Genomic DNA, 11871 nt, shown 5'->3' on the forward strand with positions numbered 1-11871 from the left:
TTTGGGGTTTTAAGGGATGTTAAAGTAGATCTGGTGAAGGGTCGTCCTTCGGCTTGGGCCGGGGGACGCGACAAAGGACCGTCATGACCATCCAATCGCTCCTGGAAAAGCCCGCGACGGGCGCCGCCAGCGGGCCCGAGTCCTCATTGGACCGGGCCCTCATCCAAAAGGCCTATGCCTTCGCCCAGAAGGCCCATGAGGGCCAGAAGCGCCTTTCCGGGGACAACTACCTGACCCACCTGGTGGGCGTCGCCGACATCCTGGCCGAACTCAATATGGACTCGGTCACCATCGCCGCCGGGCTCCTGCACGACATCCTCGAGGACACTCCCGTCACCTACGACCAGTTGAAGGTCGAGTTCGGCGAGGAGATCGCCAACCTGGTGGAGGGCGTCACCAAGATCTCCACGCGCCAGTTCCAGGACACCGCCATCCGCCAGGCCGAGAGCACCCGCAAGATGCTGGTGGCCATGGCCAAGGACGTACGGGTGATCCTCATCAAGCTGGCCGACCGGACCCACAACATGCGGACCCTGGAATTCCTTCCGCCCGACCGCCGGGAGAAGATGGCCCGGGAAACCCTCGACATCTATGCCCCGCTGGCCCACCGGCTGGGGATCGCCAAGATCAAGGGCGAGCTCGAGGACCTTTGCATGCGCTACCTGGAACCGGAGGTCTACCAGGACCTGGTGAAGAAAGTGGCCATGAAAAAGTCGGAACGGGAAAAGGCCCTCCAGGAGGTCATCAGCCTCATCGAGGCCAAGCTCAAGGAGCACGGCATCACGGCGGTGGTCCAGGGCCGCACCAAGCATTTCACCAGCATCTACCACAAGATGAAACAGCAGAGCAAATCCTTCGACGAGATCTACGACCTGATGGCCATCCGGGTGCTGACCAAGAGCATCAAGGAGTGCTACGAGGCGCTGGGGATGGTGCATACCATCTGGAAGCCCCTGCCCGGACGCTTCAAGGACTATGTGGCCATGCCGAAGAACAACATGTACCAATCCCTGCACACGACCGTCATGGGGCCCGACGCCCAACCCTTGGAGATCCAGATCCGCACCTTCGAGATGCACCGGACCGCCGAGGAGGGCATCGCGGCCCACTGGATCTATAAGGAAGGCCGCAATGTGGGCAAGGAGGACCAGAAGTTCGCGTGGATGCGCCAGCTCCTGGACCTGCAGCAGGACATCAAGGACACCACCGAGTTCTCCGAGGCCATGAAGGTGGACCTTTTCGACGACGAGGTCTTCGTGTTCACGCCCAAGGGCGAGGTGAAGGAGCTTCCGAAGGGGGCCACGGCCCTGGATTTCGCCTACGCGGTCCATACCGACGTGGGGACCCACACCATGGGGGTCAAGGTGAACGGCCACATGACGCCCCTGCGCTACCCCTTGAAGAACGGGGATATCGTAGAGGTCCTGACCCAGTCCTCCCGCACGCCCAGCCGCGACTGGCTCAAGATCGTCACCACCAGCCGGGCCAAGAACAAGATCCGGCACTGGTTCCGGACCCACTTGTCGGCGGAGGAGATCGAGAAGGGCAAGACCCTCATCGAGAAGGAGGCGGCCCGGATGGGCGTGGATTTCAACGCGGCCCTCAAGTCGGGGGCGGTGGAGGAGATCCTGAGCGTTTTCGGGTGCCATACGGTCCAAGAACTTTTCGCCAACACGGGCCATGGGGAAGTGACGGCCCGGCAGGTCCTCAACAAGCTTCTGCCCAAGCCCGAGGAACAGCCCAAGCCGAAGCCCGAATCGGCCCCGGCGAAGGGTTCCAGGCCCGAGGCCGTAGCACCGGGCGCCCCGGCGGGGACCCTGGTCAGGGGCATCTCCATCGGGGGCGAGAAGGATTTCCTGGTCCGCTTCGCCCGTTGCTGCACGCCGGTGCCGGGGGACCCCATCGTGGGTTACGTCACCCGGGGCCGGGGCGTCTCCATCCACCGCACCGACTGCCCCAATACGCTGGCCTTGCCTGAGGCCGAAGGGCGGTTGATGCCCGTTTCCTGGGAGGGGAACGACGGCCAGGTCTATGAGGTCGCCATCGAGGTCAAGGCCAAGGACCGGGAGAAACTCCTCACCGACATGCTTTTGGCCATCTCCGAGGAAGGCGTGATCATCAACGAGGCCAACGCCAAGGCCACGGGGGGCGGGTTCGCCCAGGGTTATTTCGTCATCGCCGTTTCCAAGTCGGACCAGTTGGAAAAGGTCCTCAAGAAGCTCCAGCGGGTGAAGGGCGTGGTCAGCGCGAGACGGACGGAACCGCGATAGAGGCAATTAAGAATTTTGAATTATGAATTTTAAATTGTGGGGATTTTCGCGTAGCGAAAATTTCGCTCATTCTTAATTCAGAATTCAAAATTGGGCACTATGCCCGGAACAAGGATGGCCGACCGAATGATCGATCGAAGAGTCGTATTGACCCAAGGTGCCCCCACGCCCATCGGGCCCTATTCCCAGGCCATTGAGGCGGGTGGCTTCATCTTCTGCTCCGGGCAGATCCCCCTGGACCCGGTGACGGGTCAACTGGTGCAAGGCGACATCCAGGCCCAGGCCAAGCGTATCCTGGCCAATTTTGAGGCGGTCCTTTTAGCGGCGGGAAGCGACCTGTCCCAGACCGTCAAATTGACCGTCTATCTGACCCAGATGGGGGACTTCGCGGCCCTCAACGAGGTCTTGTCGAAAACCTTCACCTACAAGCCTCCCGCCCGGGCGGTGGTGGAGGTCAAGGCGCTCCCCAAGGGCGCCCAGATCGAAATGGACCTGATCGCGGTCAAAAGAAGCTGAGATTTAACCCTGAAGGTTCGGGCCGACGGGTTTAAAATTAGGACATCACCGATATCCAAGGCCTTTTCCGGGAGCGAGCCGCATGGCCGACAGTTTCTGCGTCAAACATTTCGACGTGAAGGCCGTGGGGAACTGTGGCATCTGCAACAAGCCCTACTGCGCCGATTGCCTGGACGTGGAGACGGCCAAGCCGATCTGCTCCAATTGCAAGGAACTGAAGGCCAAGGAAGCCTTGAAGGCGGCGGTCGCGGGGCCCGGTCCCTCCCTGAACTTCAAGGCCGCGGGCTTGGATGACGACCCCCTGGGGTTGCTGGGTGGCAAGCCGTCCGCCCCCAAAGTGGAACCTCCGAAAACGCCAATGCCTTCGCCGGCGGCCCCGACGATCAACCCGGCGGATATTCCCGACCTCAAGACCCTGGGAACCCCCGGCCCCAAGCCTGTCATGCCGATGGGCTCTTTGGACCTCAACGATCTTTCCGCTCCGGTGAAACCGGCCATGCCAGCCCCCGCACCCAAGCCGAACCCGGGTTTGGACCTATCAGGCATTCCGGCTCCTCCCCCGAGGTCCTCGGCCCCCTCTTCCTCTCCGGTGGCCGGTATCGATGGTCCCAATCCGCTCGAAACGCCTCTCAAGGCCAAAAAACCTTCCTTGGTGAAGGTCTGGACCAAGTACCTTTTCCGCCGTTCCTCCGAGATCTTCGAGCCCTTGGCCCGGAAGACCAAGGTCCCGGCCTTTCTTTTCCCGGTCCTGATCCTGGTCCTTTTGGCCGGGGGGGTCGTGGGATTCCTGGCCCTGATCGGCAAACCATCCCTCAAGGTCGTGTCCCGCATCCAGCCGCTCCATTTCGTGCAGGTCACAGCCTCCCAGATCAGTGACATGGACATCACCGCCTATAGCGACATCCAGAACCAATTGAAGACCATGGGCTTCACCCCGATCCTGCAGGTGACCGTTCCCCAGTTGCCTTCGTCGAATTTCTTCGATGTCTATTCCAAGGCGGATTCGGGCACCTATGCGGAGATCCTCAAGGTGCCGAGCACGATCGCCCCGCGGCTTTCCTTCGTCACGGTGTTCTCCAACGGGGTCTGGTATTCCACGAACGCCTGGGCCTCGAAGGGGACGACGGGGGAATACCTGGTCAGCGAATCCTTCCCTAACGACACACCGGACCAGCTTTATACCCACCACGTCCAAGGGCTCGAAAAGTTGAAGGAGGATAAGGACTGGCAGGTGTCCAGCATGAGCGAGAACCGCTATATGGCCGCCCTCTCGGACCATCTGCGGTGGTTCATGGAGAAGAACAACCTCCAGGCTTACCAAGCCGAATTCAAGCTTTGGAATTAACAAAATAGCAGGGTTTGGTTATAGGGGCTTCTTCTTGAATAGAACCAAGATTTATCTGTCTCTGTTCTTGTTTTCTTGTTTGGCTGTGGTGACGGTTTTCATTACTTCAAAGGAATTCAAAAGATACTTCCGGATATATATGTTTACCCGGAAGATGGATCCACCTGATCGCCTTTCTTTTGCCGCTCAGCTATTCAAGGCGAAAAACAAGAGATGGCCAGTTAGTTCTCCTGAACTAATGGAATTCGCGGAAGATCAGTATGTTGGGATCGACTTTTCGAAAATGAAAAGTTTGTCGGTTCACGCGATATCGGACGATAAATTCGCTTTGATTTTTACCCGGGAAAACGGGGATGGGGAGGAGTGGATCGTTGTTCCGTTGCCAAAGGAAGTATCCTCCTTGTTCGCGCAATAGCCTAAAGTCAGGCCCGTTGACACTCCCGTAACCTGCGCTTATAGTAACGCCCACTTCCCAGGGGGTTGGGCATGATCGAACCCGACAAGCTGACGATAGCGCTCACTTACGACGACGTCATGCTTGTGCCCCAACGCTCCAATGTGCTTCCCGCCGAGACCGACGTATCCACTTTCATCACGCCCCAATTGAAGCTCAACATCCCCATCATCAGCGCCGCCATGGACACGGTGACCGAGGCCCGCCTGGCCATCGCCATCGCCCAGGAAGGCGGGCTGGGCATCATCCACAAGAACAGCACCATCGAGCAGCAGACCGCCGAGGTGGACAAGGTCAAGCGCTCCGAGGCCGGGATGATCAGCGACCCCATCACCCTTTCGCCCGACAAGAAGGTCGCCGATGCGCTGGCCATCATGAAGCACTACCACATCTCGGGCATCCCCATCGTGCAGAACGACGGCAAGCTGGTGGGCATCGTCACCAACCGGGACCTGCGTTTCGTCAAAAGACCCGATCAACCCCTCAAGGAAGTCATGACCAAGGACGACCTGGTGACCGTGCCGATCGGCACGACCTTGGAGAAGGCCGAAGAGACCCTCCACCAGCACCGTATCGAAAAGCTCCTCGTGGTGGACAAGAAGGGCACCCTCAAGGGCCTCATCACCATCAAGGACATCAACAAGCGCATCAAATTCCCCAATGCCTGTAAGGACGGCCGGGGCCGCCTGCGGGTCGGGGCGGCGGTGGGCATCGCCAAGGACACCGAGGAGAGGGCCGAGAGCCTGGTCGGGGCCGGGGTGGACCTGCTGGTCGTGGACACCGCCCATGGGCATTCGGAAGGGGTCCTCAGGACCGTCAAGATGATCCGTAAGAAGTTCCCTAAATTGACCCTCATCGCGGGCAATATCGTCACCGGAGAGGCCACCAGGGCCCTGGTGGACGCGGGGGCCGATATCGTGAAGGTGGGGGTGGGTCCCGGCTCCATCTGCACCACCCGGGTGGTCACCGGCGTGGGCATCCCCCAGATCTGGGCCATCAACGAGTGCGCCCAAGTGGCCAAGAAGAACAAGATCGGCGTCATCGCCGACGGGGGCATCAAGTATTCGGGCGACATCACCAAGGCGCTGGCCGCCGGGGCCGACGCCGTCATGCTGGGCGGGCTTTTCGCCGGTACCGAGGAATCCCCGGGCGAGGTCATCAACCTGCAGGGACGCATGTTCAAGGTCTATCACGGCATGGGGTCCTTGGCGGCCATGTCCAAGGGCAAGAGCACCGACCGTTATTTCCAAGAGGGCGTCACCGACGCCAAGAAGCTGGTCCCCGAAGGCATCGAGGCGCGCGTTCCTTACCGGGGCAGCCTCTCCGACCTGGTCTTCCAATTGGTGGGGGGCTTGCGGGCCGGGATGGGTTATTGCGGGACCCCGACCATCAAGGACCTGAAGGAAAAGGGCCGCTTCGTCCAGATCACTTCGGCGGGTTACCAGGAAAGCCATCCCCACGACGTCGTCATCACCAAGGAAGCTCCGAACTACCATTTAGATTGATCAGCCTTTTACCGCGAAGAAGCGAAGACGCGAAGTTGAGCCCGTTCTTCAGACCCCAACCCCACCTACTTCAACACCTTGAATGAAGCCCGAAAACCCCGGGATCCTCGGGATGCCGAACGAATTTCATTTATTTTCGCTACTTCGCTTCTTCGCGGTGAAAAATCCTTAAGGAGTCCCCTTTGCGGCACGACACCATCATCGTCCTTGATTTCGGCGCCCAGTACAGCCAACTGATCGCCCGCCGGGTGCGTGAGACCGGCGTCTATTGCGAGATCCTTCCCTATAACGCGCCCCTGGAGAAGATCCTGGAGAAGGACCCCAAGGGCATCATCCTCTCGGGCGGTCCGGCCAGCGTCTATGCCCCCGGCGCACCCCACGTGGACAAGGCCCTCTTCGATCTGCCGATCCCTATCCTGGGCATTTGCTACGGTATGCAGCTCCTCTCCCACCTCCTGAAGGGAAAGGTCCATAAGGCCAGCAAACGGGAATTCGGCCTGGCCGAGCTCAAGGTCAAGGATGGCAAGGGCCTGCTGGCCGGTATCCCGGCCTCCAACAACGTTTGGATGAGCCATGGCGACCATGTGACGGCGGTCCCCACGGGCTTCAAGATTCTGGCTTCCACCGACAACTGCCGTTTCGCGGCGGTGGCCAATGAAAAGCGCCGCATCTATGGGGTCCAGTTCCACCCCGAGGTGGTCCATACCCAGAAGGGGACCAAGATCCTCGAGAATTTCGCCAAGAAGGTCTGCGGTTGCAAGCCCACCTGGAGCATGGACTCCTATGTGAAGGACGCCATCCAGATGATCCGGGCCCAGGTGGGGAAGGGCCGGGTGCTTTGCGGGGTCTCGGGAGGTGTGGATTCCACCGTGGCCGCCGCCCTCATCCACCGGGCGGTCGGCAAACAGCTTTCCTGTGTTTTCGTGAACAACGGGGTCCTGCGGATGGACGAGGCGGAGCAGGTCCAGGCCATGTTCCGCAAGAAGCTCAAGATCGACCTTTATTACGCCAATGCGGAAGGGGAATTCCTCAAGAACCTGGAGGGCGTCTCCGATCCGGAACAAAAGCGCAAGATCATCGGCCGGACCTTCATCCGGGTCTTCGAGAAATCCGCCCGGCTTCTGATGAAAAAGCGCGGTGGTTTCGACTTTTTGGCCCAAGGGACCCTCTACCCGGATGTCATTGAGAGCGTGTCCGTGAAGGGGCCTTCGGCCACCATCAAGAGCCACCATAACGTGGGGGGCCTCCCCGAGGACATGAAGTTCAAGCTGGTGGAGCCCTTGCGGGAGCTCTTCAAGGATGAGGTGCGGGCCCTGGGGGCGAAGCTGGGCATCCCCAAGGACATGCTCTGGCGCCAACCCTTCCCGGGTCCGGGTCTGGCGGTTCGGGTGCTGGGGGCCATCACGCGGGAGAAGCTGGAGGTCCTGCGCAAGGCCGACGCCATCGTGATCGAGGAGATCCAGAAGGCCGGCCTCTATTACTCCATCTGGCAGTCCTTCGCGGTCCTGACCCCCGTCAAGACCGTCGGGGTCATGGGGGACGAGCGCACCTACGACCATGTCTGCGTCATCCGGGCGGTGCATTCCACCGACGGCATGACCGCCGACTGGGTGAAACTACCCTACGACCTGATGGGCCGCATCTCCAACCGCATCATCAATGAGGTGCGGGGCATCAACCGTGTGGCTTATGACATTACCAGCAAACCGCCTGGAACCATCGAATGGGAATGAAGTGACCATTCGATAAAACCGAGCTGGTAATAGTGCCGACCTCCCTAAAGCCACATAAAGGGTCGGTACATCACCAGCAAACCCCCGGGTACGATCGAGTGGGAATAAAACCAAGTCGTTGGCCGCAAATCGGCGCGAATGATCGCAAATGAAACCCATTGAAAAAGCCAGGAATCGAGCCGAGTTGAATTTACTCGCTCGGAGGATCATTGGTTGTTCCTTCGAAGTTGCCAAGAACCTCAAATATGGCTATCTCGAGAAGGTCTATGAGAACGCCATGGCCTACGAGCTCAAGAAAATAGGGATCAAGGCCCAACAGCAGTACCCGATCCAAGTCCATTACAAGGAAATTGTCGCCGGAGAATACATCGTGGACCTATTGGTCGAAGAAAAGATTCTTGTGGAGTTAAAGACGACAAGCGGCATCGATAACGCTCATATCGCTCAATGCCTGAATTATTTGACGGCCACCGATCTGAGGTTGGGGTTGTTGATCAATTTTGGTGAATCTAAAGTTGAATTCAAAAGACTTGTGAATAAATTCTGATATTTGCGTCGATTTGCGCCAATTTGCGGCTAGTGCCTTTCTGGGGTTGGTTATAATCGCCCCATGAAACCCGGTTTTGTCCATCTCCACCTCCACAGCCAATTCTCGCTCCTGGAAAGCACCGTTCGGTTCGAGCCCCTCATGGCCCGCCTCAAGGAACTGCAGATGCCGGCGGTCGCCCTGACCGACAAATGGAACATGTTCGGGGCCATCGGCTTCTACCAGGCGGCCCTTTCCCATGGGATCAAACCCCTCTTGGGCTGTGAGGTCTGGGTGTCGTCCTCCTCCCGTTTTGAAAGGACGGCCGCGCCGGGCCGGGCCGAATCCCTCTACCCCCTGGTCCTCCTGGCGGAGGACGAGGAAGGCTACCGGAACCTGATCAAGCTCTCCTCGGCGAGCTACCTCCAGGGCGAGTTCCTCATCCCCCACGTGGACAAGGCCCTTTTGGCCCGCAACGCCAAGGGTCTCATCGCCCTTTCCGGGGGCGAGTCCAGCGAGGTCGACCGTTATCTCCAGAAGGAAGAAGCGCCCTTGGCCCTCAAGGCGGCGGGGGAATACCAGGAGATCTTCGGGAAGGACCGTTTCTTCCTGGAGATCCAGGACCATGGCAAACCGTCGGACTTCAACGTCCGAAAAGGACTGGTGGACCTTTCCCAGAAGACCGGGATCCCGTTGGTAGCGGCCAACGATGTCCGTTACTTGAAGAGGGAAGAGGCCCCTTTCCATGAAGTCCTGCTTTGCCTGGGAAAAGGGGAGGCGCTTTCCGACCCCAAACGCACCTCCATGGGCAGCGAAGAGTATTACCTGAAAAGCCAGGAGGAGATGGCCCGGGCCTTCCAGGAATTGCCCGACGCCCTCCAGCGCACCGTCGAGATCGCCGAACGGTGCCATCTCCAGTTGGAATTCGGCAGGACCCTCATGCCTTCCTTCTCGGTGCCCGACCGGGCTTTGGACGAGAACGGCTATCTCGAGAAGCTTTGCCGGGAAGGACTGCCCAAGCGCTATGGCGCCCGGGCTTCCGATGAGTCCATCATCGCCCGGATGAAAGAGGAACTGGGCGTCATCCAGCGGACCGGGTTCAGCGGCTACTTCCTCATCGTGTGCGACATCATCGCCAAGGCCCGCGCCGCCGGCATCCCCGTGGGGCCGGGCCGGGGATCGGCGGCGGGAAGCTTGGTGGCCTACCTCATCGGCATCACCGACATCGACCCCATCCAATACGGCCTGCTCTTCGAGCGTTTCATCAATCCCGAGCGGGTGAGCGCGCCCGACATCGACGTGGACGTCTGCGACCGGCGCCGCCAGGAAGTGCTCCGTTATATCACCCAGGCCTACGGCCAGGACCGGGTGGCCTCCATCGCCACCTTCGGCACCATGGCGGCCAAGGCGGTGCTCCGCGACGTGGGGCGGGTGCTGGAGATGCCGCTCCCCGACGTGGACCGCATCGCCAAGCTCATTCCCTTCGAGCCCAAGGTCACGCTGGAGAGCGCCTCCGAGCGGGTCCCGGAGCTCCGGGCATTGGCCCAGTCCACCGCCGCCTACCAGAAGCTCTGGGAGGTCTCCCGGGCGCTCGAGGGACAGGTCCGCCATCTTTCCACCCACGCCGCCGGGGTCATCATCGGCAACGAGCCGCTCCTGGAACGGGTGCCCCTTTGCCGGGGGACCGGCGAGGAATTGCTGACCCAATACGACATGAACGCCCTGAAGGAAGTGGGCCTGCTCAAGCTGGACATCCTGGGCCTCAGGACCCTGACGGTCCTGGATGACACCCTGGCCGCCCTGAAGAAAGGCCGGGGCCTGTCCATGACCCTGGACCAGATCCCGGTCGATGACCAGGCCACCTACAAGCTCCTGGGCGAGGGGAGGACCCTGGGGGTCTTCCAACTGGAATCCCGGGGCATGCGGGACTATATCCGCAAGCTGGAGCCCTCCGAATTGGAGGACCTGATCGCCCTTTTGGCCCTCTATCGACCCGGACCCTTGGGGTCGGACATGGTGGACGATTTCTTCCACCGTAAGAAGGGCCTGGTGAAGGTGGATTACCTTCATCCCCTGCTCGAGCCCATCCTCAGGACCACCTACGGCATCATCCTGTACCAGGAACAGGTCATGCGCATCGCCAAGGACATGGCGGGGTTCACCCTGGGGCAGGCGGACCTGTTGCGCCGGGCCATGGGCAGCAAGGACCCGGAGAAGATGGAGAGCATGCGGGGCAAGTTCATGGCCGGGGCCAAGGAAAGGGCCATCCCCCCGGACATCGCCGAGTCCATCTTCAACCAGATGGCCAAGTTCGCGGGCTACGGTTTCAACAAATCCCATAGCGCCGCCTACGCGTTGGTGGCCTATCAAACGGCCTACCTGAAGGCCCATTACCCGGCCGAGTTCCTGGCATCGGTCCTGACCAGCGAATCGGGCAACCAGGACAAGGTGTCCCAATACGTGTTCGAGGCCAAACGCCTGGGGGTCACCTTGGCGCCGCCCCACGTCAACGAAAGTTCCTCCGAGTTCATCGTGGACAGGCAGGGCCGGATCCGGTTCTCGCTCATGGCCATCAAGAACGTGGGCACCCCGGCCATCGCGGCCATCGAGGAAGCCCGGGCCAAGGACGGTCCTTTCCAAAGCCTGGGCGACTTCTGCCGCCGGGTGGACCTCAAGGCCTTCACCCCCAAGATGGTGGATTGTCTCATCGCCGCCGGGGCGTTGGACGGGTTGGGGCCCAACCGGGCGGCCATGAAGGCCTCCGTCGAGAAGGTCTTCCGTCAGGCCCAGGGCATCCAGTCCGATTCCCAAAAGGGTCAGACCTCCCTTTTCGGCGGTGGGGAGGCGGCGGTGGCCGAGGGGACTCCCGGGACGCCCGAAGCCTCCCCGGGCGAGACCCTGGCCGCCGAGAAGGAAGTGCTGGGCTTCTACCTGTCGGGCCACCCGCTCTCGGAACACGAGTGGGAGCTGGAACATTACGTGACACCCATGGACGAGCTGGAGGAACTGGAGGATGGACGGGAGGTCCGGGTGGCGGGCCTCATCCGCGCCTTCACCAAGAGCGTGGTGAAGAAGAGCAAGGAACTTTACGGCCGTTTCGTGCTGGAGGACCTGCACTCCCACGCCGAGGTCATCGCCTGGCCCGAGGTCTTCAAGAAGCATCAGGGCCTTTTGGCCAAGGACCGACTGGTGGCCCTCAAAGGGCGCCTGGACCGCTCCGGGGAGCGGGTCCAACTGATCGCCCAGGAGGTCATCGCGCTCGACGACCTGGCGGTCAAGTGGGCCCGGGGCATCCGGCTCAAGCTCAATGTGGTGGGGTTGGACGACAGCCTCCTTCCCAAGGTCAAGGAGGTCTGCGAGCGTTATCCGGGCAAGGCCAAGGTCCTCTTCCAGCTGCAGACCGCCCACCATGGGACGCTGGTGGTGGAGGCGGGGGCCGGACTGTTGGTGAAGCCCTCCCAAGGGTTCCTCAAGGAGATCCAACCGCTGGTGGGAGAAGAGGGCGTCGAGATCGAACTGTGA

The 11871-nt window shown here is 60.7% G+C and carries 8 protein-coding genes; all 8 read left to right on the forward strand.

The genetic code is table 11. The annotated features are described in order from the left end of the window. The first annotated feature begins 83 nt into the window (after positions 1-83). Positions 84-2270, forward strand: coding sequence for a bifunctional (p)ppGpp synthetase/guanosine-3',5'-bis(diphosphate) 3'-pyrophosphohydrolase (locus VHE12_06740; GenBank protein ID HVZ80488.1), 2187 nt, complete (start codon positions 84-86; stop codon positions 2268-2270). A gap of 126 nt (positions 2271-2396) precedes the next feature. Then, positions 2397-2786 (forward strand): Rid family detoxifying hydrolase, encoded by a 390-nt coding sequence (locus VHE12_06745; GenBank protein HVZ80489.1) that lies wholly within the window; start codon positions 2397-2399, stop codon positions 2784-2786. Between the two features lie 82 nt (positions 2787-2868). Next, positions 2869-4131 carry a hypothetical protein gene (locus VHE12_06750; protein HVZ80490.1) on the forward strand — a complete coding sequence of 421 codons (1263 nt, stop codon included), beginning with the start codon at positions 2869-2871 and terminating at the stop codon, positions 4129-4131. Between the two features lie 34 nt (positions 4132-4165). Continuing rightward, on the forward strand, positions 4166-4546 hold the full coding sequence (locus VHE12_06755; protein HVZ80491.1) for a hypothetical protein: 381 nt from the start codon (positions 4166-4168) through the stop codon (positions 4544-4546). A gap of 71 nt (positions 4547-4617) precedes the next feature. Further along, positions 4618-6090 carry an IMP dehydrogenase gene (gene guaB / locus VHE12_06760; protein ID HVZ80492.1) on the forward strand — a complete coding sequence of 491 codons (1473 nt, stop codon included), beginning with the start codon at positions 4618-4620 and terminating at the stop codon, positions 6088-6090. A gap of 182 nt (positions 6091-6272) precedes the next feature. Then, positions 6273-7823, forward strand: a complete 1551-nt coding sequence (gene guaA, locus VHE12_06765; GenBank protein ID HVZ80493.1) for a glutamine-hydrolyzing GMP synthase — start codon at positions 6273-6275, stop codon at positions 7821-7823. 148 nt (positions 7824-7971) lie between these two features. After that, on the forward strand, positions 7972-8370 hold the full coding sequence (locus VHE12_06770) for a GxxExxY protein (protein ID HVZ80494.1): 399 nt from the start codon (positions 7972-7974) through the stop codon (positions 8368-8370). Between the two features lie 63 nt (positions 8371-8433). Next, the gene (gene dnaE / locus VHE12_06775; protein ID HVZ80495.1) at positions 8434-11871 is read left to right on the forward strand and encodes a DNA polymerase III subunit alpha; all 3438 of its coding nucleotides are present in this window, start codon (positions 8434-8436) and stop codon (positions 11869-11871) included.

The organism is bacterium (assembly GCA_035549195.1).
Classification (GTDB): Bacteria; Oederibacteriota; Muellerivitia; order Muellerivitales; family Muellerivitaceae; genus DASZRK01.

What these genes read in the sequence shown, in the direction of transcription:
- VHE12_06740 (HVZ80488.1), top strand. Translation starts at nt 84, where the DNA reads ATGACCATCCAATCGCTCCTGGAAAAGCCCGCGACGGGCGCCGCCAGC.
- VHE12_06745 (HVZ80489.1), top strand. Translation starts at nt 2,397, where the DNA reads ATGATCGATCGAAGAGTCGTATTGACCCAAGGTGCCCCCACGCCCATC.
- VHE12_06750 (HVZ80490.1), top strand. Translation starts at nt 2,869, where the DNA reads ATGGCCGACAGTTTCTGCGTCAAACATTTCGACGTGAAGGCCGTGGGG.
- guaB (HVZ80492.1), top strand. Translation starts at nt 4,618, where the DNA reads ATGATCGAACCCGACAAGCTGACGATAGCGCTCACTTACGACGACGTC.
- VHE12_06770 (HVZ80494.1), top strand. Translation starts at nt 7,972, where the DNA reads ATGAAACCCATTGAAAAAGCCAGGAATCGAGCCGAGTTGAATTTACTC.
- dnaE (HVZ80495.1), top strand. Translation starts at nt 8,434, where the DNA reads ATGAAACCCGGTTTTGTCCATCTCCACCTCCACAGCCAATTCTCGCTC.